The sequence below is a fragment of the Reichenbachiella faecimaris genome, assembly GCF_900176375.1.
In the GTDB taxonomy this organism is placed as follows: Bacteria; Bacteroidota; Bacteroidia; order Cytophagales; family Cyclobacteriaceae; genus Reichenbachiella; species Reichenbachiella faecimaris.
The window spans coordinates 576,087-598,969 of record NZ_FWYF01000002.1 but is presented as its reverse complement, the minus strand read 5'-3'; the positions used below and the strand labels follow the sequence as shown (position 1 = coordinate 598,969).

General features: G+C 40.5%; 19 protein-coding genes. 12 read left to right on the top strand and 7 right to left on the bottom strand.

Features of this window, described 5'->3' with window-relative positions:
* Window positions 1-120: 120 nt before the first annotated feature.
* From B9A58_RS10405 to B9A58_RS10390, 4 genes are all read right to left on the bottom strand, one after another.
* Window positions 121-4,083, bottom strand: coding sequence for an O-linked N-acetylglucosamine transferase family protein (locus tag B9A58_RS10405; RefSeq protein ID WP_084372783.1), 3,963 nt, complete (start codon window positions 4,081-4,083; stop codon window positions 121-123).
* Window positions 4,080-5,165 (bottom strand): TIGR03032 family protein, encoded by a 1,086-nt coding sequence (locus B9A58_RS10400; protein ID WP_084372782.1) that lies wholly within the window; start codon window positions 5,163-5,165, stop codon window positions 4,080-4,082. Before B9A58_RS10400 ends, B9A58_RS10405 begins: the two co-directional genes overlap by 4 nt.
* Window positions 5,166-5,243: 78 nt before the next feature.
* On the bottom strand, window positions 5,244-5,636 hold the full coding sequence (locus tag B9A58_RS10395) for a tellurite resistance TerB family protein (protein ID WP_084372781.1): 393 nt from the start codon (window positions 5,634-5,636) through the stop codon (window positions 5,244-5,246).
* Window positions 5,637-5,728: 92 nt separating this feature from the next.
* Window positions 5,729-6,151 (bottom strand): hypothetical protein, encoded by a 423-nt coding sequence (locus B9A58_RS10390; RefSeq protein WP_084372780.1) that lies wholly within the window; start codon window positions 6,149-6,151, stop codon window positions 5,729-5,731.
* A 178-nt stretch (window positions 6,152-6,329) separates the two neighbouring features.
* Here B9A58_RS10390 and carB point away from each other — a divergent pair, with 178 nt between their 5' ends.
* Together carB and B9A58_RS10380 are read left to right on the top strand one after the other, a co-directional pair.
* Entirely contained in the window at window positions 6,330-9,143 is a 2,814-nt protein-coding gene (gene carB, locus B9A58_RS10385) for a carbamoyl-phosphate synthase large subunit (protein ID WP_084372779.1), read from the top strand.
* Window positions 9,144-9,155: 12 nt separating this feature from the next.
* Window positions 9,156-9,416 carry a DUF4834 family protein gene (locus tag B9A58_RS10380; protein ID WP_084372778.1) on the top strand — a complete coding sequence of 87 codons (261 nt, stop codon included), beginning with the start codon at window positions 9,156-9,158 and terminating at the stop codon, window positions 9,414-9,416.
* A gap of 56 nt (window positions 9,417-9,472) precedes the next feature.
* Here B9A58_RS10380 and B9A58_RS10375 read toward each other — a convergent pair whose 3' ends face one another.
* Window positions 9,473-11,698 (bottom strand): extracellular catalytic domain type 1 short-chain-length polyhydroxyalkanoate depolymerase, encoded by a 2,226-nt coding sequence (locus tag B9A58_RS10375; RefSeq protein ID WP_084372777.1) that lies wholly within the window; start codon window positions 11,696-11,698, stop codon window positions 9,473-9,475.
* Window positions 11,699-11,908: 210 nt separating this feature from the next.
* On the opposite strand from B9A58_RS10375, the gene B9A58_RS10370 reads away from it, so the two are divergent.
* The 7 genes from B9A58_RS10370 to B9A58_RS10340 all read left to right on the top strand — a co-directional run bounded on the left by B9A58_RS10370 (window position 11,909) and on the right by B9A58_RS10340 (window position 18,498).
* Complete coding sequence (locus B9A58_RS10370) at window positions 11,909-12,283, top strand: hypothetical protein (protein WP_139793832.1); 375 nt, start codon at window positions 11,909-11,911, stop codon at window positions 12,281-12,283.
* A gap of 87 nt (window positions 12,284-12,370) precedes the next feature.
* A complete protein-coding gene (locus tag B9A58_RS10365) occupies window positions 12,371-13,183 on the top strand; it encodes a mechanosensitive ion channel family protein (RefSeq protein ID WP_084372775.1) in 813 nt (270 codons plus the stop codon).
* Between the two features lie 19 nt (window positions 13,184-13,202).
* Window positions 13,203-14,801, top strand: a complete 1,599-nt coding sequence (locus B9A58_RS10360; protein WP_084372774.1) for a MutS-related protein — start codon at window positions 13,203-13,205, stop codon at window positions 14,799-14,801.
* A gap of 3 nt (window positions 14,802-14,804) precedes the next feature.
* Complete coding sequence (bla, locus tag B9A58_RS10355; protein ID WP_084372773.1) at window positions 14,805-15,524, top strand: subclass B1 metallo-beta-lactamase; 720 nt, start codon at window positions 14,805-14,807, stop codon at window positions 15,522-15,524.
* A gap of 64 nt (window positions 15,525-15,588) precedes the next feature.
* A complete protein-coding gene (locus tag B9A58_RS10350; protein ID WP_176214746.1) occupies window positions 15,589-16,089 on the top strand; it encodes a DUF3124 domain-containing protein in 501 nt (166 codons plus the stop codon).
* Between the two features lie 82 nt (window positions 16,090-16,171).
* Window positions 16,172-17,422, top strand: a complete 1,251-nt coding sequence (locus B9A58_RS10345) for a peptidase MATCAP family protein (RefSeq protein ID WP_084372771.1) — start codon at window positions 16,172-16,174, stop codon at window positions 17,420-17,422.
* 2 nt (window positions 17,423-17,424) lie between these two features.
* Window positions 17,425-18,498 carry a DUF4056 domain-containing protein gene (locus tag B9A58_RS10340; protein ID WP_084372770.1) on the top strand — a complete coding sequence of 358 codons (1,074 nt, stop codon included), beginning with the start codon at window positions 17,425-17,427 and terminating at the stop codon, window positions 18,496-18,498.
* A 37-nt stretch (window positions 18,499-18,535) separates the two neighbouring features.
* On the opposite strand, the gene B9A58_RS10335 is transcribed toward B9A58_RS10340, so the two are convergent.
* On the bottom strand, window positions 18,536-20,248 hold the full coding sequence (locus B9A58_RS10335; RefSeq protein WP_084372769.1) for a M56 family metallopeptidase: 1,713 nt from the start codon (window positions 20,246-20,248) through the stop codon (window positions 18,536-18,538).
* Window positions 20,241-20,615 (bottom strand): BlaI/MecI/CopY family transcriptional regulator, encoded by a 375-nt coding sequence (locus B9A58_RS10330; RefSeq protein ID WP_084372768.1) that lies wholly within the window; start codon window positions 20,613-20,615, stop codon window positions 20,241-20,243. The genes B9A58_RS10335 and B9A58_RS10330 overlap by 8 nt, the downstream gene beginning before the upstream one ends.
* Before the next feature lie 616 nt (window positions 20,616-21,231).
* On the opposite strand from B9A58_RS10330, the gene B9A58_RS10320 reads away from it, so the two are divergent.
* The 3 genes from B9A58_RS10320 to B9A58_RS10310 all read left to right on the top strand — a co-directional run bounded on the left by B9A58_RS10320 (window position 21,232) and on the right by B9A58_RS10310 (window position 22,843).
* Window positions 21,232-21,483 (top strand): toxin-antitoxin system YwqK family antitoxin, encoded by a 252-nt coding sequence (locus B9A58_RS10320; protein WP_084372766.1) that lies wholly within the window; start codon window positions 21,232-21,234, stop codon window positions 21,481-21,483.
* 207 nt (window positions 21,484-21,690) lie between these two features.
* Window positions 21,691-22,131, top strand: coding sequence for a DinB family protein (locus tag B9A58_RS10315; RefSeq protein WP_084372765.1), 441 nt, complete (start codon window positions 21,691-21,693; stop codon window positions 22,129-22,131).
* Window positions 22,132-22,222: 91 nt separating this feature from the next.
* Window positions 22,223-22,843, top strand: a complete 621-nt coding sequence (locus tag B9A58_RS10310; protein WP_084372764.1) for a hypothetical protein — start codon at window positions 22,223-22,225, stop codon at window positions 22,841-22,843.
* The last annotated feature ends 40 nt before the right edge of the window (window positions 22,844-22,883 follow it).

Genomic DNA, 22,883 nt, shown 5'->3' with positions numbered 1-22,883 from the left:
TAAGTAGAACCCAGTTTTAAATTTGTAACTCCCTTTCTCTCTAGCGTTGTTTGGCCGAAGCCAATGATAAATATACGAATTTATATTCTCTTTATTGTCAAACTAAATATAAAATTAATCCTATCGTAATATTGAGGAAAAAGCGTTCAAAAGGAAGGACTCTATTTGGTCTACAATTTCACGTTGTTCAAAAAGGTGGTATGAATTTGAATTAAACTTTTGGATGAGTTTCTCCCTGTATGCCGAGTCATTTGCAAGCCGAACGGCCATATCTACATATTCATCTTCACTTTTTGGAATGTACCTATCCAGGCCTGTCATACGATAAATAGCCTCTGTATATTTGCCACGCTGGAATTCCCCTGGCAACGTAACAACGGGCGTTCCCATTTGCAGTGTCTCATAGGTCGTATTGAAGCCTGCATAATGTGGCGTGTCCAAACAAACATCAGCTAGAGCGATGCGCTGTGGATAGTCTTCAAGTGAGACTTTTGGGACGAATAAAATGCGATTAGCCTTGGGGCCGATGGTGCGTTCGAAACGCTGTCTTAATCCTTTTAGGATGGCTTCATGTTCAGGCATACTTAGGGCAATTACGGCCTGATCATCTTTTTCTAGGATGCCTTTGAGCATCAAATCCATATCAGGATGAATTTTGCTGGCAGCTTGTATGCATAGATATAATTTTTTATCGGCTGGCAGACCAAAATCCGTTCGCGTTTTGGATATAGTAGGCTTTTGAATAGGGTAATAGTAATAAACAAGTGGATCAAAAAGGACAACTCCTTCCGTGTAGTGATCAGCGTAATTCTGACTTTCTACCCACTTCGAAGCCAGATAATATTGTATCCGTGGATTGCCAGAAGTAAATGGGCTGCCCCAGCTTAACATTTGGATTTTACCCAATTGATAAAAAGGGAGAAAATAATTGAGCACATCAGACCCAACTTCCCAGTAGTATAGAAAGTCAAGGTTGAGCGTTGCAATTTCTTTTACTGCCTGTTCCAGGTTTTTACTAAAGGGTTGATAGGTGATATCCGTTCGGTCAATAAAATTTTTGATTTTTTGCCTGGCTTCTTCTCCATTCATTAGAACAACAATATCCAACTGGTCTGATGACAATTGCTTGATCAGGCCGCAGCCACCCTTTATAAAAACGCCTTCATGTCCATGTGTGACTAAAAATCCAATCTTAGGTTTAGGGTTCTTAGGCCCCAGACTGATGGGCTTGATCCGCTTAGCATAAAATGCTCCCCACGACGAATGGATTTCTTTGATATTGTAGCCGTGATAGGTAAGGTTGAAGGATGGAAAAGCTGAGCCTTTTATCAATTCATTAGGAGAAAGCGTGTCTGGAATTAGTGATTCGAATGTATTAAGGGTTTTGATGGCATGTGATTGATAGCTTTCTATTTCATCTTTGCTTGCCACAATGGTCGGGCACAGTGTCTCAATATGAAGTTTGAATAAATCATCTGCTGGCATTTTGTTCACTATGCTGCTATATGTGGATATGGCTGATTTGATGTTGCTGACTTGCTCATAGGCCATACCCAGATTGATAAAGGCAGAACGTTGGTTTGGATCAATTTCTATAGACTTTTTTAGCAATGGAATGGCGTCTTCAAATTGTCTGTTTTCTATCAGCAGCCCACCAAAATTGTTAAGTGTTTCTGGGTCTTCAGGGTTGAGTTTTAATGCTTTTTGATAGGCAATAAAAGCATCTTTGCCTTTGCCCAAATCGCAGAGCAATTCTGCAAATTTTTTCAATATTTCTGCCTGGCTTCCATCCAATTGTCTGGCGTTATTCAAGGAGTCAAAAGCAGGTTGCCATTGTTGGAGGGCTTTATGATACAGTCCTTTTTGCATCCAAACCAGGGCTGATTTTGGATGAGTCTTTAAGCAATCATCTAGTAGTTCAAGACTTGTTTTGATATCTCCTTTTTCACCAGCTATACGAGCCTTGTCCAGTACACTTTCTACAGTCTCTACCAATTCTTTTTTAGGGTTTTGAAAACAAGAAAGAATGAAATTTTCTAATTCAACTACTGCTTGTTTGTCTTCAAAGAACTGGCTTTTGGTGCTGGCTATTTTTTCTACCGCCATCTGATAGAATGATGGGTCGCTTGTGAGTTTGGTAGCCAAGCCTACATAGTCATCTATTGAGTAAGCTATCAAATCTTCAAATCCCATTTGCTTATAGGCGGTAGCTGTATATCGACCACGATGAAAATCGACAGGCATAGTCACCACTGGTTTATTTAACGCAAAGGCATCTGCATTTGTATTGGCTCCGCCATTGTAATACAATGTATCAAGTATGACATCAGCTAAATTCAATAGGTTGAAATAGCCTGCTTTGTCTTGACGATCTAACACTACTATTCTATCAGAATAAGGGGCGCAATTCTTGTTGAGCCGCTGGTTTAATGCATCATTGATCACCTGATGCTTATCCCCCAGAAACACGACAAAAGCTTTGTCGTCCTTGGCGAGGATTCCCTTTGTGATTTGATCAAAATCAGGGTGGATTTTTTTTACATTTTGTGTGCACAAGTACAAGTGACACTTTTCATCAATTCCAAAATCTGATCTTGTTCCATTGAGGTCTGGGACTTCTGGCGAATGATAGTATGATGGCAGTCGATCAAAAAGGATCACCTTTTCACTGTAGGCTTTTTGGTCGACTTCTTCATCTAACCCCTTGCAAGAAATAAAATAATCCATGGTAGCAATACCAGAAGTGATGGGCCAGCCCCAGGATGTTGCTTGTACCCTAGCTGGTTTGAAGTAGGGGATGAAATAGTTGTAGGCATCTGTACCTACTTCCCAGTAATGTAGAAAGTCAAAATTTAAGGAAACCAATAGATGAACACATTGTCCAAGGGACTTAGGTAAGCTGACAAACTTGATGGCTGGGTTTTCAATGGCTGGCTTCACGATTTTTTCACCATTTGGAAGACTACAAATTATGGTAATGTCCATCTTTTCAGTCGAAAGGTGATTGATCAAACCTCGCATGCATTTGACAAACACTCCTTCATGGCCTCCTGTCACCACAAAACCTACCTGTGGTTTCGTGTTTGGGGTAGTTGGTAAGGTGGCTTTTGGGATACCACTGAAAAGTTCGCTGTATGCTTTTTTGATTTCCAGATCATTTTTCCCCTGATAGATCAAGCCAGCTGGCGGATAGATATCTAATTTGGTCAACTGATCTGCGTCTAGATTGATTTTCTTGGATTTAATCCATTTGAGTTGATCAAGCACTTGTTTTCGGAATTGATCTATTTCCGAAGTGGATTGAAAAATAGAAGGCTCTAGTATTTCGGCTTTCCAGCTGATCAATGGGTCGGCTCCTTTCAAATGAGCTTGTCGAAGCCATAGTGCTTTAGCTTTATCAGGATGGCCAGTTTTTTCATAAATCAATGCCAGATTCTGTAAACTATCAACATACTGTGGGTCAACTGCCAAAGCTTTTTCATGGCAGGCTATGGCCTCGTCAAATTCATCCCATTCTTGATGGGCTATGGCCAAATTATTTAATGCTTTAACTGATTTGGAATTGAGCGTTACCGATGATTTCAGATATTTTTTAGCCGATTTGTAGTTTCCTGTTTCCAGCATCAAAGTGCCAAGCTGAAAGAAAGCAGGGTAGAATTTAGATTCCTTTTCAATAATGGATTTGAATAAGGTTGAGGCTTCTTCGTATTGACCAATTTTCTTTAGAATGGTGCCTAATTTTTGTTGAGCTTCCAGAAATTCCTTATCTATTTCAAGGGCTTGACGTAGCAACTGGATAGCTCTTTCATTTTGATTCAGTCGCTGAAGTGTTTCTGCAAAATTGGTTTTGTAGGCAGGATGGTTAGGATGTATGTCCACTGCTTTTTCGAACCAAGGAATCGCTTCTTTGTACTGACCCTTCTGAGCGTGTATCAAAGCGAGCCTATGATAGGGTTCGGGCTGGCTACTCATATCAAGCGTCAATTGTTTGTAAAGCGAGATGGCCTTGGTTAGGTCACCTGACTGATGAGCCAATGTAGCCTCTTGAAGCAACTGATCGTAATAAGCTTTGCCTGAGATCATTCACTCTCGATTTTTTTTGGTTCTTCAGGAACAGCCCAAAACCCTTGTGTAGGTAGAGATAGACCATTGCGATGATCGTCAGTATTTACCCCCATAATCCCTGGGCGCAGCATACCACTAATAATTTTCACATCATAAATTTCTTCCAGACTGGTTTCGTATTTGATGTGCCCTACGATTTTTCCAGTATTGGCATCTACAACTACTATCCCGGGAAAAATGGATTCCTGAGCAATCGGAAGGTCTTTGAAAGTAGGACTGGATTTCCTCATTTTAGATAGACCAATAAACAGTAAATTACCATAACGAGACATGCCTCGAACAAATCCAGGGATCTTTGTCACCACTTCATATTTTCCACTTTGTTGATCTACTTCGATCAATTCTCCAGTGGCTGATAGTAGGGCAAAAAGTTTGTTTCCTTCTAATCTTGGCGAGTGCGGCATGGCAAGACCTGTTGTTAGGATTTCCCCACTTGGTACATGAATCATGGCCCCTCCTTTGGCTTTATTTTCCCTCCACCCAAAGGCACTATTAGTAGTGCCCAGGCTCGTTACAAATTCAGGATGGCCGTTTTTCATGGCCATTCCGTTGAGGTGGCAACGGTCTTCTGGCACCAGATCTGAAATGAAGGAAGGTTGCCACTTGGGCTCGAAGCTGTAGTCATCATTGATCATGGACAAGCACGAAAAACGCGTGTTGACCGCCCATAAGCCAGCCTGACCCCAGGCCATGTCATGCAGATCTACTTCTCCTGTCATGTAAGTGGCGCGAGGCATAAAAAGCCCATCATACGTGTTTGGCATTTTCGGATAGCCTTTGGCTAATGAAGGAGTGTTTTTCAATATGACTACTTCTTCTCTGGTAGCGATTGCCATTTTGCCCCCGTGATAAGCCATCCCCATGGCTTTTCTAAAATCCCGAGGCAATTGGATTAAACCATTTTCGCTATTGGCGCTGATGAAAATTACCTTGCCTGCCTGATAAGTCGTGATAGCAATGGTGAGTTTGTTTTTCCAAAGTATCTCTGGAATATTAGGGCTGTAAGTACTGTAAAAGGGGGGCTTCTCAGTGGTGGTCATTCATGAATGCTTTACATACTAAATGACTAAAGATAGTAGTTTACGTCGATTTGCAGATAGCCCAATCAGGAAAACGTATCATTTCAAAAATTCACGTACTTTCTTTTTGAGCCTAAGTTTCTCTTCGCGGACAACCACATTTTTGTGAACATGAGGGTACATTTCCATAACGGCTCCAAGTCCATAACCCAGCTTCATGGCAATTTGTTGACAAAACAGGACTTCTTCATTATAGATTTCATCGTCGATTTTCATCAGCTGAATAATGCTGTACAAAAACTCAAATTTGTCGTCTTCATCTAATGACTTGAGATTTCCAAGCTGTCCGGGATGGTCAATGATTTTTTGAACCTCTGTCTGATCCATGCCATGGGCTTCTCCAATGCGGAAGATCAATCTAAGCTCTCGCTCATCTATCTCTCCATCACTATTGGCAAGTTGAGCCAATGCCTTGAGTTGTTCTTTTACCATAATGAAGAATCGAAGTGATCAGAGAGTAAGATACTTATTTTTGATTTTACACATACCAATATTTCGTTTGTATCCCGAAGGAGGCAGTACTCCTACTTCGTCAAAAACAAATACACATCTTCTACCAACTGTAGCTTCACCTTATTTTCAGCTAATTCTATAATGGTATAGGGTATGCCATACTTATCCCCATCATTTGTCAGGTTCAAAATGGTATCTGATGGGACTTCCCAATTGAGTGTATGGATCAAAGTATCCGTGCCAAAAATACAATTTTTGTATCCAAAGGCATTAATGGTGATTTTGCCATTTCCAAGGATATTCATCTCACCATTCATGGTATAGTTGATAGAGTCGTTGGATGGGGCACTTTGGTCTGGATAAGTGATCCATTGCACTTTCCAATCTCCTACCAGAGACTCTGAAACCTTGGAGGTATTCTCATTCGAAGAGTTGCAGGCATAGAAAGCCAAACCAGCGATAATAATCAAAGAGGTCAGATATATTTTTTTCATAGCTATTTTTCAATTGAGGGTCAAAATTAACACCATAAATATTGAATTGGCAAAAAGTGGATTAAACATGCTTAATAAATTTACGAGACAATGCGCTCAAACCTTTTTATTACGCCGAATAGCTTCTAGATTTGCGCAATTTTAGAGTATCCATACTATCAAATAAAAAACATCCGCAATGCCAAAGGACAATAGCATCAAATCAATACTCATCATTGGAAGCGGCCCTATCGTAATTGGACAGGCCTGTGAATTCGACTATGCCGGATCGCAAGCAGCAAGATCACTTAGGGAGGAAGGGATCGAAGTGACTTTGATCAATTCGAATCCTGCGACTATCATGACTGATGAGGTGACAGCGGACAACATTTACCTCAAACCCCTTACAAAAAAATCAATTAGAGAAATTCTCGAAAAGCACGACATCGACGCCGTACTGCCAACCATGGGTGGTCAGACGGCATTGAACCTAGCTATGGACTGCGACAAAGCAGGCATCTGGGAGAAACATGGGGTGCGCGTAATTGGCTCAAATTTCGATGCCATCGAGACGACTGAAGATCGAGAGAAATTCAGATTGCTTATGGAAAAACTGAACGTAGGCACCTGTAAAGGGCGTACGGCTACCTCTTTCCTAGAAGGCAAAGAAATTGCTCAGGAAATCGGTTTTCCATTGATCATTAGATCTTCTTATACCCTAGGGGGTGCAGGAGGTGGTTTTGTGGAAAAACCTGAAGATTTTGACAAAGCTTTGAATGATGGACTTCATGCCTCACCAATCCACGAAGTGCTGATTGAGCAGAGTATCATGGGCTGGAAGGAGTACGAGTTGGAAATCATGCGAGACAGCATTGGCAACTTCATTGTGATCTGTTCTATTGAGAACTTTGACCCAATGGGTGTGCATACAGGCGATTCGATCACTGTGGCACCAGCGATGACACTTCCTGATACCGTTTATCAAAACCTTAGAGACCATGCCATCAAAATGATAGCTGGTATAGGAGAATTTGCGGGAGGATGTAATGTCCAGTTCGCAGTGCACCCTGAAACCGATGAAATCATTGGTATAGAAATCAATCCAAGGGTTTCGCGTTCTTCTGCGCTGGCTTCTAAAGCCACTGGATATCCAATTGCAAAAATAGCTGCCAAGCTGGCTATTGGTTATAATCTGGATGAGCTCAACAACCAGATCACAAAAACAACTTCTGCTTTCTTTGAGCCTTCAATAGATTATGTGATCGTAAAAGTACCTAGATGGAACTTTGATAAATTCAAGGGATCTGACAGACATCTTGGTTTGCAAATGAAGTCTGTAGGTGAAGCTATGGGCATTGGCCGAAACTTCCAAGAGGCCTTGCAAAAGGCTTGTCAGTCTCTCGAAATCAAGAGAAATGGATTAGGAGCAGATGGACGAGAGTTGAAGAGCCACGATGAGCTGTTGTACAGTTTGAAGCACCCTAGTTGGAATAGACTATTTCATGTCTATGACTCTTTCAAACTCGGCATTCCTTTTAAGACAATTCATAATCTGACTAAGATTGATCCCTGGTTCTTAAACCAAATCGAAGAATTGATTGCGCTCGAAAATGAAATTGACAAATTCGATCTTGACACGCTGCCTAAAGACCTGATGCTAACTGCAAAGAAAAAAGGCTATGCAGATAGACAGATTGCACATCTGATTGATTGTTTGGAAAGCCAGGTTTTTGCTAAGAGACAAGAAATGGGAATTAAGCGTACCTACAAGCTGGTGGATACCTGTGCGGCTGAATTCGATGCAAAAACCCCTTATTATTACTCTACTTTCGAAGAAGAAAATGAATCAATACCTACAGACAAAAAGAAAATAATCGTTCTTGGCTCTGGGCCAAATAGAATAGGTCAGGGCATTGAGTTTGATTACTCCTGTGTGCATGGCATACTGGCTGCCAAAGAATGTGGCTATGAAACCATCATGATCAACTGTAATCCTGAGACGGTTTCGACTGACTTTGATATTGCCGACAAGCTATATTTTGAGCCAGTATTCTGGGAGCATATTTATGAAATTATCCTTTTGGAAAAACCAGAAGGTGTGATTGTGCAGTTAGGCGGACAGACCGCTTTGAAATTGGCCGAGAAGCTGGAGAGATATGGAATCAAAATCATTGGCACTAGCTTCAAAGCGCTGGATTTGGCTGAAGATAGAGGGTCATTTTCATCCTTGCTTAAGGAACAAGACATTCCTTATCCCAAGTTCGGAATTATTGAGACTGCAGATGAAGCCTTGTCTTTATCACAAGAATTAGGATTTCCATTGTTGGTAAGACCCTCTTATGTATTGGGCGGGCAAGGCATGAAAATCGTAATTAATGAAGAAGAGCTAGAATCACATGTCGTAGAGTTGTTCAGACAAATCCCAGGAAACAGAGTCATGCTGGATCATTATTTGGATGGAGCCATAGAAGCAGAAGCAGACGCCATCTGTGATGGAGAGAATGTACACATCATTGGGATCATGCAGCATATAGAGCCAGCAGGTATTCACTCAGGGGATTCATTCGCTGTCTTACCTCCATTCAATTTGGGGGATTTGGTCATCAGAAAAATCGAAGACTACACGAGAAAAATTGCCGTAGCATTGGAAACAGTAGGTTTGATCAATATACAATTTGCAATCAAAAATGATGAAGTCTATATCATAGAAGCCAATCCAAGAGCATCCAGAACAGTACCTTTCATTTGCAAGGCTTATCAAGAACCGTATGTAAACTATGCAGTGAAAGTAATGCTCGGAGATAAGAAAGTCACGGATTTCAAATTCAATCCGAAGAAACAAGGCTATGCGATCAAAGAGCCAGTTTTCTCATTCCACAAGTTTCCGAATGTAAATAAGGAATTGGGGCCTGAGATGAAATCTACTGGTGAGTCAATCTACTTTATAGATGATTTGATGGATGATTATTTTATGGAATTGTACGCAGAACGAAACCTATATCTCAGTCGATAAGTAAAAGACAGTATGTTTAAGTTTTTACTCCTATTATTTGTATTCATTTGGATCATTGCCAAATTGGGTGGCTTTATTCTTCGCACTTTGTTTTCAGGCTTCACGACTCAAGCCCGTCAACAGACCTACCAGTCACAAGGGCAGCGTGCTCAGCAACGTCAGCCCAGAGATGGCAACGTAAGTATTGACTTCAACCCCAGAGAAAGACAGCAATCTAAAGATGGCGGTAATTTCAAAGGAGGGGATTATGTGAATTATGAAGAGGTAGAGTAATCTCCAGAAAATCAAGAATTGATAAAAGGCCAACTATAGAGTTGGCCTTTTTTTATCTATCTAACGACCAACTGACTCTTAAATAACTGATCTTGGGTTTTGATCTGCAAAATGTATAAGCCTGATTTGATCCCTTCCAAATTTACTTCAGAAAGGTTGGCGTTTAGGTCTTTTCGCATCAAGACCTGACCAGAAGTGGTGATCAACTCCAACCTTCCCAAAGTGGCTTCTTCGCCAATTCTCACCTTAATTGTTCCAAAACTAGGATTGGGGTAAATAGTGAATGGTTTACCTAAATGAGCAATATTATCTGGTGATTCAGCAAACCTTGCCGAACCAGATGAGGTACTTACTGAAATGGTAAATGCAGCATCAAATACACCATACGATATCGTATTGTACCAAAAATTGCCACTATTGTATGTGTTTGAATAAGCATATCTAATGGATGAATTAGTAATAACGAAAGTATATACCTGACCATAGGAGACGTCAAATGGTGTACTCAGGGGTATGGTTTGCCACCCACTTGCTGCGCTAATCCCTGTTTGTTCATAGGCAGGAGAGCCTGAAACAGTATTTCCTTGAAATATTTTTAGTGAAGATCCAGAAATACCGTAAACCAACTTTACATCTATTTCTACCACTTGTCCATCAGCGGTTGCAGTGAATGACTGACCCATGGCATTACTATTGGAATAACTCAAAATACCGTTACCCGAAGTGCTACCAATAGTAACAATAGTGGCTTGGCCCTCAGTGGTAGCATTAGCAGAATTACTGTAAGCAGAATTACCTTCTGCATTTGAGGCTTTAACTCGATAGTAGTAGGTCGTCGATGCGCTCAAACCATTGTCTGAATAACTTTCTACATTGGCGGATAAATTGGCGATTACAGCATAGTTGGATTCATTTCCTTCTGATCGTTCTAGAATATGAGCATTTTCATTGTTGGCATTGTCTTGCCAACTTAGCTGTACGGATGACATTCCAGTGGCACTCGCGCTCAATGACGAAGGAGCCGCTGGGGGTGAGTTCGTTCCTCCCTGCTGCGTGGTGGCACTTACCTCGATACTGCTTGCACTTGTACTTCCGTCGGTCACTGTGATTTTATAATAGTAAGTAGTAGCAGGAGCCAAGGATTCATCATTATAGCTAGACGCATTGGCGGATAAGGTCGCAATTGTGCTATAATTTCCTCCAGAGGATAAAGCTCGTTCCACGTGATAAGCGGTTTCTGTAGATGCGTTGTCGATCCAGCTCAAATTTATTTGTGTAGACGAACTTGCCGTTGCGCTAACATTCGTAGGAGGATTCAGACTGGGGGTAGTGTTTTCAAGAATACCGAAAAATTCAGCTGCCCAATAGGAGGAAAAGAAATCAACGTCATTGGTATACGAACCTGTATGACCTCCTTGGGTTTCTCCATTTCCAGGGTCAATGGCAATCGTGTGTCCCATGCCATTGATAGAATAGGTAACTACCTGTGTGTTGCCATTGGCATCTTGAAATTGACTTTTTGTAATAGCCGAATTTCCCATGAAAGAATTTTCAGTGACATCAACCGTTTGATCTATGCCATGTACGTTAGTCCATTGCTCCATGATTTCATTTTGATTCATATAATAAACTGTATAATCTGAGGAACCATGAAAGGACACAACTTTAGGCCAAGGGCCATTGTGACTAGAAGCGCTACGTACACTATTACCGAGCTGCGAAGGAGATTGATTGACATTGCCAAACATGGCCATGAATGCAGCGTTAGTTGATGTTGCCACTTTGTATGGCAGGCCAGACATCACAGCTCCTCCACTGAATATGTCTGGATAGGTGGCTAGCATCACGGTAGTCATTGCTCCTCCGCCAGAAAAACCTGTGGCAAACACCCGTCCATTGTCTATGGAGTAGTTGTTTTTCATATAGTCAGTCATGTTTTTGAGTGAGGCAGCTTCCCCATATCCGCGACTGATATCTCCAGTTTCGAACCAGTTAAAACATTCCGAAGAATTATTGGCACTTTTTTGCTGGGCATGTATGACATAGAATTTATAGGTGTCTGCTAATGAATTCCAGTCACTTTCATTCGAGTACGAACTCGCAGTTTGTGTACAACCATGCATCACCAAAACCAGTGGTGCATCACTAGGCATATTGCCCGGAGTATGGATATACATAGACAAATTCCCAGGGTTAGAACCGAAGTTGGGAATGCTGGTCAGCTGACCATGAGCTGTGCTCATCATCAGGCAAAAGAATAATAAGTTTAGTAGTTTTTTCATAGGGCCTTTTTTTGTATCATACCTATGAATTTCATTGATTATCTATGTGGTTAGTGTTTTTTTTAAAAAAAATCAGGGTCGACTTATCAGCCTTTATTTAATAAAAAATGTGAATAAGACCATCTATGTGTCTATTTTGATCAAAAATCAAATTGCTGACTATTTTTGTATTTAATGACTTTTTTATTGCATGGCATGACCAAATCTGATATGAAAACAAAAATCCTAATGATCCTAAGTGTTGCCTATCTGTCTACACAAGGCGTATTGTTTACATTTCTTCCTCAGGAAGTCAATGCTCATTTTGGGCAAAGTACTGCTGGAGTAGGTCTGCTCATCTCCCAAACATTGGGAGCAGCATTGCTAGCATTTGCTTTGCTCAATTGGATGACACGCTCCAATATACTTGGCGGCATATATGGTAAGCCTTTGATGATGGCTAATTTCCTTTTTTTCTTTGCCTCAGGGATGAGCTATTTAAAAGCTGCTGATAGTCCTGTCGTTTGGGTCATGGCCGCAATATCAATGGCATTCGGTTTTTCATTTGGTTATGTAGCCTTCACCCATCCGTTTAAAACCTCATAATTCAAATCGCTCTCGAAAGACCGTGCAGATTGCCTTTCATTCTTTTAGAATTGATTAATTTCAATTTTAAACAAAAAATCAATGCGTATGACTCCTGAAGAATTAATGCCCAAAGTTCTCGATCTGATTTTTGCGTATGGCCCAAAATTAGTTGGCGCCATTCTCGTACTTGTTGTTGGGTTTTGGGTAGTAAAAGCCCTATCCAATGGATTCAAAAGAGTACTCAATGCACGAGACATTGACGCCTCTCTCAAACCATTTTTGGTAAGCTTGGTGTCAATGCTACTTAAAGTGATCCTAGTCATTTCAGTATTGACCACCATGGGTATAGAAATGACCTCGCTAGTGGCGATTCTAGGTGCGGCCGGACTGGCTGTAGGCATGGCACTTTCAGGTACTTTACAAAATTTTGCAGGAGGTGTAATCATTCTATTGTTCAAGCCATTCAAAGTAGGAGATTATATTGATGCACAAGGATTCGCAGGGAGTGTTTCCTCTATTCAGATTTTTAATACTATTCTCAAAACGCCTGACAATAAAACCATTATTATTCCAAACGGAGGGCTATCTACAAGCAGTATGACCAATTACTCAACAGAACCCAAGCGACGAGTAGACTGGACTTTTGGCATTGCTTATGGGGATGATGTAGATAAGGCCAAAGCAGTCATTAAACGATTGGCAGATGCTGATGAAAGAATTCATAAAGATCCTGAAGTCTTCATTGCTGTCTCAGCTTTGGCTGATAGTTCGGTCAATTTTGTAGTAAGGGCTTGGGCCAATGCCGAAGACTATTGGGGGATTCATTTCGACATGAATGAAAACATTTACAAGACTTTTGCCAAAGAAGGTATCAGCATCCCATTTCCTCAAATGGACGTGCATGTGCATAAGGATTGATAACCTTTAAATTTCAAAAATGTTTTCATTAAAAAAGAAGAGGAAAGTAAAGCCATTTTATTTGAAATCAACGGATTTCGATTTTGACAGAATATCTCTCTATTTCAAGCATTCGAATAAGAGCAAAGCTTATCAGGTAATATCTGATGGTACCTGCAAGGACTTGGATTTTGAAGAGTTGTTTATGTATTTGGACAGAACCTCTTCAGTAGTGGGGCAGCAATACTTGTATGCTGTTCTTCGGACGCTGGTTGAAGGTCCAGTGGATCAATTTGAAAAAATCATTGAGCACCTCAACGAACAGCCCAAAATTAAAAAGTCAGCAGTTTTAGAATTAAATAAACTAAATAGTCCAGGGGCATACTATTTACAGCGCCTCATCTACGGAGCTATTCCGAGTAAGCCTAAGTGGTTTAGTTTGTTGCCCATACTGTCAGGCCTCAGCGTATGTATGATAATTTTATCATTAATATATCCTACCATGATTCTGGGGCTATTATTGGTCACGACAATCAACAGTTTGATCCATTATTGGAATAAGAATAATGTAGTTGGCCATTCTAATACCATTCCACAACTGATGGTACTCACCAAAATTGCCAAGAACTTAGTAAAACTTAATGCCTTTAATTCTCGCATTGAAGAGATTAAAAAGGCAGAGAATGAGCTGAACAAAATATCTGTGCTTGCTTTTGTTTTTAAATGGGAGTCAAAGGTGTCTGATCAATTGAGTCAGGTTTTTGATTATATACTGGATTTCCTAAAAGGAATTTTTTTGATAGAGCCTATTTTTCTTTTTTCAATCCTTGGAAGGTTAGACAATAAGCGACAAGAAGTATTAGAAGTTTTTGAGGCCGTCTCTGCCTTGGATGTGGCGATTTCTATTTCTGCTTTTAGGCAATCTTTGCCAAACTATGCCATTCCACATTTTACGCGTGGTTCTAACCGTATCCAAGCGAAAGGTATATTCCACCCACTGACCATAGACCCAGTGGTTAATGATATAGACATTACAGAAGATAGGTCGATGCTCATTACAGGGTCTAATATGTCTGGGAAGTCCACTTTGATACGCGCTGTTGGAATTAATGTCCTGTTAGCACAGACAATAAATACCGTTTGTTGTGAGTCCTTCGATTTACCTAACATGAAGATTTTTTCGGCCATACGAGTGTCAGATAACCTGGTGGAAGACACTAGCTATTATTATGCGGAGGTGAAAAAGATTAAAGAATTGCTCGAAGAGAGTACGTCAGCAAACAAGAACTTGTTTTTGCTTGATGAATTATTTAAAGGAACAAACACCATAGAAAGGATAGCCTCTGCAAAGGCAGTCCTCAGTTATTTGAATCAAGGGAATAATTATGTGTTTGCTGCCACGCACGATGTTGAATTGACAGAATATCTGACGGATAGCTATGACAATTATTATTTTTCTGATACGATTGAAAATGGCAAGCTTTCGTTTGATTATTTACTGAAGGCGGGAACGCTGAGCCAGACCAATGCGATCAGAATACTAGAATTAAATGGATTTCCTAGTTCGCTTACACAAGAAGCCCAAACACTTGCGGACGAAATAAATAATTTAAAGAATATGAGCACTTATTTTTCATAACAGATGCATAGATACTTTTTTTTCTTGCTATTTATTATAGCCTGCGACTCTAAGGGGCTCTATGAATCCGAAACCCTGATCATCAAACAAGTTTCCGATCATGCTTATCAGCACATCTCTTATCTTCAGACTGACGATTATGGCAAGGTGGCTTGCAATGGAATGATTGTGATAGATCAAAATGAAGCCATAATTTTTGATACCCCTGCTGAAAACGAGGTTTCATCAGAATTAATAGAATGGGTGGAGAAAACATTAGACAGTAAGGTGGTGGCCATCGTACCTACCCATTTTCATGGCGACTGTTTGGGCGGATTGACCGCTTTTCATGAAAGGCAAATTCCCTCAATAGCGCATCACAGAACCATCCAACTGCTGGATTCTATAGCCGTAATTCCCTGGCAGGGATTTGATGATTTCATCAATCTTACTGTCGGACAACAGGAGGTTATTGTCGACTTTGTTGGGGAGGGGCATACACCTGACAATGTCGTCGCATACTTCCCTTCTGAGCAGATCATGTTTGGCGGCTGCTTGATAAAATCCATGAAAGCTGGAAGGGGTTATTTAGGAGATGCTAATTTGGAGGAGTGGTCAGGCACAGTTGAAAAAATAAAGTCTAAGTACCCTGATACAAAAACAGTTATTCCTGGACATGGAGATGCGGGCGGGACGGAGTTGCTCGACAAGACCATAGAAATGTTCTCATCCAAGAGCCCATAAGTCATTCGCGTTTTCTAAATTGTACAAGAATTATTCGGCTATGAATTTGTACCCAAAAACAACAATGATTTTATCTTTACTTTCGCTGGTGATGGTAGGCTCATGCAGAGAGCTTGAACCTGAGCACGGCCCTGGAAGTGTCAATTGGTTTGAACGAGTGGTAAACTCCGCCACGCTGGATTCTTTAGTAGCTGGCGAAACCTATTTATCTATTTACTCTCAAATCTATAGCTCGAAAGAAAAACGAACACACGATCTGACTGCTACCGTGAGTGCCAGGAACACCAACATTCTGGACTCTGTATATATCGAGAAGGTGGAATACTATGATACCAGTGGCCAATTGATCAAGACTTATATTGATCAACCTGTATTTATTGCACCAATGGAAACGGTTGAGATTGTGCTAAGTGAAGACGATCTTCAAGGAGGAACAGGAGCCAATTTTCTGTTCTATTGGAAGAAAAAAGAGCGAACCCCCGAACCCTATTTTGAAGGCGTAATGATTTCCACTTCTGGTCAGCAGGGTATTTCATTTACTACTCAAGGCAGAAGGATCAAATAATCCATTGCAAATATTCTTCTTCAGTTGATCAAAATGATCTGTGTCCGCTGTACATTTAGTATGGTTTTTATTAATAAATCAAATGGACGCAGATAAAAAGCATATCAAAGAGATTAGCGACTGTCTACAGCAAGCAGCTTCTTCCGTTCGTATCTTGAGAAATATCGCCTGGCCGCAGACGATCAAAAACGAATTTTTCAATAATAAGGCACAAAAATTACCCGTAGTGAACTATGGGGTATATGACCCAAAACCTGTTTTGGATCTCATCAAAAAAGCTAATCAGCTGATTGGAGGCGAATCCAGCAACATCCATGCTTGGGCCTCAGGCATTGCCAACAAAATAGAGAGTAGCGCGCTACTTTTGGCTTCACGTGGCACTTCAGAATTTTTCACTCATACTGAGGCGCTTTATGGTAAACCAGTAGACCCTCTGCACAATGGACTGCATACTACGCTGGAATTGGCTCATCATTTCGACTCAGTTTTTGACAGTGTCAACCACATAGACTTAGGTGTTGATACGAGCCAAAAGTTTTCAGCAGACTTGCTTGCTAAAAGTATGCGAAAAGTGGTGAAGGACAATTTCGGCGACCTAGCACCCGAAATTGTGATGGATGAAACCCTGGCGTCAAATGCTCTGGCTGGAAGACGAAGAGTTTGCCTTAGACCTACCGCCCAGTTTACTGACAAAGACGTGAATCAGTTGATCCAGCATGAGCTATTTGTACACGTAGCTACTTCGCTCAATGGCTACAATCAACCCAGTATTAAAATTCTAAGAGAAGGACACCCTGGCACGACCAAGACGCAAGAAGGCTTGGCCGTTTTTGCGGAGTTTATTACTGGATCCATTGATTTGGATCGGTTGCAGCGACTTTCAGATCGCGTGATAGCCATACAGATGGCGATAGAGGGAGCAGATTTTCTGCAAGTTTATCAGTACTATTTAGAAAAGACGGATAATCCTGACCAATCTTTTGAAAGCGCCAAGCGGGTCTTTAGAGGAGGGGTAATGACTGGTGGTGCACCTTTTACGAAAGATATTGTCTACCTGGAAGGGTTGATTACCGTCCACAATTTTTTGCGTGTTGCGATCAGCAAGGGCAAACTGGAGTATTTGGATTTGTTGTTTTGTGGCAAACTGGATATCATGGATTTGCCTGTGCTCAAAGAGCTTTCAGAAATGGGTTTGATTGAAAAGCCTAAATTCTTTCCGCCCTGGATTAAAGACAAAAGATTTTTGCTTTCGTATTTAAGTTATTCTTCATTCCTGAATGGCATTAATTTGGATCGATTGAAAATTCATTATGAGTCAGTTCTAAATAGTTAGTTATGAATAAATGGATCTTTACAGCACTATGGGCTATGTCAATGAATGCCCTTCTGGCCAAAGCACCTATTTTGTCTGATAAACAGCTTGCCAATCCTCCGTCCAAGGTCATTCGTATCTGCTGTGCTTTTGGCTCAGATGTGAGTGTGGGCAGAATTCCTTTTGTAAAAAAGAATGATATCCTAGATATAGATGCCTTAGGAAAACATAAGTATCTAGGAGGCTCATCTGAGGGGAATGGGATTATCTATACACAAAAAGGGGGATTTGTGGACTTGGGTCATTTGCGCGATTATGCAGATTGGACAGCCTATTTGTATGCAGTAATGAGTGCAGATAGTCTGATTGACAGTGTGGTCTTGCGTCTGGGCATTGAAGGAGGAACAAAAACACTCACCATCCATCGAGCTTTGATCAATAACTATACAGACAAGTTTGAACTTGCTGGTAAAATCGCTTATGATTTATCTGTATGGCACGAGATCAGTACCTGGTTTGGTGCTTCTTACATTCCGGGTTTCCCTGAAAAATTCTCCAGTTTTTCTCCAGAAGACCTTTATTCTAATTTGTTAGGTGCCAGAATTGGGATCTTAGCTTTGAAAAGCGATCTGGAATATGAGGAAGCAGTCACACAAATCTTGGCAAGTACTTTGAAGTCCCTTCAGGCAGTAGATGAAATTGAAGAAACATTTCTGGCGATGGAAGAAGTGGAAAACCTCTGGTGGACGCGTAAAAGAGCGTTGCCAAATAAGAAGTTTTTACTCAAGAGATACTTACAAAATGATGGTGAGTTGGAGCCATGGCTGTTGCCCGAGGATAGCCAGAAGCAGACGGGCTATGCTTTAGATGTTCCAGAAGAAAACCTGCGAAAGTATTATAGCCTGACCATCAAGCTCAATAGTCGATTTCCAGTCAATCGAATTTTTCCTTTCAAGAAAGATCGATTGGTTTCACAAAATGACTTTGATGAGCTTGTCACGTTTATCGAGAAGGAAAGTGCCAGATTGGATCTGAAATATGCGAAGAGGCAATTGGCAAAAAATCGAAGAGCTGCAAAAAAAAATACGGTTGGATGAGATGCCACCCAACCGTACTTTCGTACTAATCCATTTTTTAGCAATCTCCTTCTTGCTCGGCTAAAGAGATCGCTCTAGGTATGCCCTTTCTTACTGCATCATACTGCGTTTTCTCCTCAGGGATGTCCTTATTAAGTTCCAAATAGTTTTTACCAAACATGGCTTGACTTCTTTCCTGATAGATTTTATTAAACCCTTCCTGGATATAGACCCAATTTTTCAAGTAAGTTCCATAGGAATCAGAATTGCTAAACTTGGTGCTTACCACATAGTTGGATTTACCTTTAGCCATCTGATCTTTTACAAAGTCATAAACATTCTTTTGATGCGTAAGATCTGCATGTTTTCCCAGAAAGATTTTAAGAATGTCTATATCATGCTCCTTGGCATAGGCATCATCTATTTTAGGCATTTCTGGTGAACCTGGAAAGCTTTGACCTGGCATTGGAGGTAGGAGCATAGGTGACTCAACTACTTGTCCTAGTGAGGACTGACCCAGTTGAAGTACTTTACGTCTATTAGCTTTTCTCAATTCTGTTTGAATCGCACGAATCATTTCCATTTTTTGGTCTCTATCTACTCTGAGGGCAATGATCCCGTTAGAAGTCAAACCTGAAGCAGTAATTACCTTAGCGATTTCATCTACTTCATGTTCTACGCCATCTATAGTAAGCTTATCATTCACTACAGTGAAATTCAAAAGGTCAGATTCTGATGCATAATATACACCCTCGCGACCTGTAATTACAGGTAAGTTCACTCCATCTGAGAAATTATTGCTAATCGCTTTTTCAGAGGTAGTAATAGGTGTTTGTTCATCCATTGCTGAATTACATTGTATCATCACGATACCAAATACTAGGGTAAATACTAAGGCAGCGGCTACTTTTACTTTGCCAAACCCGCCAGATTTTTTATTTTTCATCATGGTTATTCTCTTTTTTATAAATGATAAATTGAAATTGTGTACCAACCCGTAAGAGTTGTTGCTGATCAATTGTCTCAAAAGCAAGGTCTGGTACTCAACTAAGGAATAACCCTTGTTTATAATGTGGTTGTCTGCTATATATTCATGTGTTGTTTTTAGGGATTTAATCAGCCGCCAGATTACTGGATTGAACCAGAAAAAAGCTGCCAAAAGTTGAACAAAAATTAAGTCTGCAGCATGTCGCTGCTGCACGTGCGTACGCTCATGTGCCAGGATGTAATCGAATTCGGCCGTACCCATTATTTCCTCATGTACGAAAACAAAATTCAAAAAAGAAAACGGTGCCATTTGGTTTTTCATTTTCACCACTTGCACGCCCTCGTGTGTTTCCACAGCATGCCTGCGGATCAAACCATAAATCCACTGAACCGTCCATGCTGTACGTGACAAACAAACCACCACACCAATCAAATAAAGTCCAATCAGCGTCCATAATGCTACTTCTCCCCAGTTGATTTCACTAAACCGTGTAGGAGATGTGGCGACTGGAGCTGCAGAAGTATGAACATACGTCCACTCAGCAAAAGCATCGTAATACGTTACTCTGGCTTTGCTGATTTCCTGAATGGGTAGCTGGGCGACTGGCGCGGGATTAAAATCGAAACTCAAAAGCGGAAAAACCAAACTGAAAAGCACAATCCCAATCAAATAGAATCTGTTGAGCGAAAAGAAAGTCTCTTTTCGCAAAATCAATACATAGAGTGCATAGAGACAGGTCAGCATCACGCTGGACTCCATCAAATACCAAATGAACTTATCCATTTTTCTGAGATTTAAGTGCTTCGAGCATTTTCATGGCTTCGTCTAGTTCTTTTTCACTGAGCCCTTTGCTCTCGGAAAAAAAGTTGACCACTTGCGTGAGTGAATTGCTGTAATAGTCCTTCACCAACCGCGACATCTGCCCTTTTTTGTATTCGTCTTTACTAATGAGCGGATGATACTGATGCGATTTGCCATAAGCCGTGTAGCCTATGATTTCTTTCTGCACCAATACGCGCACAATGGTAGAAACCGAATTGTAAGGAGGTTTAGGGTTGGGGTACTGATCGATGATATCCTTGATAAAACCTTTTTCGATACCCCAGAGAATCTTCATTATCTTCTCCTCTGCCTTAGTTAAAGTGACCATACTATTTGAGTTTAATTTTAATCAGCTAGACAATAGTACAACTTAATTTTAAGTTTACAAACTTATTCATAAGTTATTTAACTTAATTTTAAGTTGATAGTGATTGATTCTGCTCCTAGAATAGATGGATGATGTTCATGAAAAATTAACATGAAGTCAATTTCAGATGAAATTTTGACCATGACTTCAAATTGATTATTCTTGAAAATTAATCTTCAATCAAACACAATCAAATGATGCGTGAGGAACATTTAAGTTTTTTGGTGCTGGCATTGACCCAGTTTTTGGGTTTGTAGGTTCATTTTTTGCTTTTCTTGGTTGTGCACTTGGTAATCTTTTCACACAAGTAGGGTTTATCGCAGAGGCAGAATATTTAGACTTTTTCGAAACATTAATGCTCTTAAATATAGACTCTATTAGCGCCATATATTTGGAAACGTTTAACGTGATTGATCTCCTGTTTTATGCAATGGCGACTTTTGCAGGATACAAATTTGCTTTTCGGCCTATACCAAATGACGTATTGAAGTTGGCGGACGTCCGACCCGAAAGAGCGCAGCTCAGATTGCCTTTGATCTTGGGATGCCTTTGCATTATTGGGATTTCATGATATGGTTTGTCCAAAGGTGTTTCAGGAAGGCATACTTATTATTATGAAAATGGATTGACAAGGTCTGAAGGAGAGTGGCAGGATGGAGAAAGAAAAGGAAAATGGGTTTGGTACTATGAGTCTGGGGCTAAACTGTGCGAGATCAATTACGAAAATGATAAAAAGCAAGGGGCGCAAATATTTTGGAGTGAGATGGGGCGCAAAGCAAAAGAGGAAATCTATGAAAATGGTGAACTGATTGACGAAAGATTATTATAGAACCCAGTCGTCCACGTTCAGCCACAGGTAACCCCAAGAGAAATTAATTGAGCAAGCCAAAGAAAAGCTCTCAACTACTGAATTATCTGGTAGTCAAATGGCTAATGCTTTAGGTTTTGAGCACCCACAGCATTGAATAAACTATTTAAGAGCCTTAAAGGAATGTTATAAGTGATTGCTACCTTTAGATACAATTAAACTTCTGAAATGAAACCATTCTTCCAAAACCTTTTTGAGTTTCACCATCACACCAATCAACAGCTGGCAGATCAATTAATAGCGCATGAAAATCAATTGACCGAGAGAAGTATTCCACTGTTCTCTCACAACATCAATGCCCATCAGATTTGGAATGCCAGAATCTTAGGAAAACAACCTTTGGATGTATTTCAAGTGCATTCATTGGTAGCATGTAAGGCAATGGATCAAACAAATTTCACTGATAGTCTGAAAATAATTAAGGCATTCGATCTGGATCTGAAACTAACTTATACCAATTCTAAAAAGCAAACCTTCAATAACAGTATCAGAGACATTCTCTTTCATGTGACCAATCATCATACACATCATCGCGGTCAGATCATTTCGGATTTGCGCCAAAATGGGATACCGCCCATTGCCACAGATTATATATTTTATAGTCGCTAGCCCACTAATCTTCGCTATTCTTCTTCTTTGGGTAGGGAATAACTAAATCTCTTCGTCTTTATAGTGGAATGAGACAGAAAGTTATTGTGCTATGAAATTAATTTACCTCATGATGTTGTGGATGAGCACAGTCTTAAATAGTGGAGCTGCTCACAATTCGAAAATGGCAACATTTACGCTGAGAGACACAGGGGCTGGCTGGCTGGTCGAGATGAATTTTGCACAAGCAGGAGTGGATGCGGCCATGATTGAACATTATGGTAAGAGCAAGATATTAGGTATCGAGAAGAAAGCATACCAAGATTTGGTCATCAATTATGTAAAATCAAATTTTCACCTGACTGTTGATGGTCGTGAAATTGCTCTTAGAAATGGAGGCATCTTGATCGGATCACATCAAACGGATCTCAAGTTTATTTTGCCTGAAATCCCACTTCAGCCATCAGAAGCAAAAGTTTACATCCCCATGTTTGGGACTACATACAATCACACCAATTTATTTAGGGTTTATAGAGGTGGAAAAAATATCACTAAGTTTTTCCTCAATGAGGACAACGACTTTGAGGCGAATCTGATTTTCACTTCCCGTGGAGTTTTTCAGCAAGATCAAAAACCACAAGAGGGTCAGTTGCTGATGTTAGGCAGTGGAGGATTGTTTTTTGGACTCGTACTAGTGATAGTATTCTTTTCTAGAAAAAAACTAAAGGCATAGCCTTATAAAAATACCTTTTCAAGTAGATACCCGCGGGAAA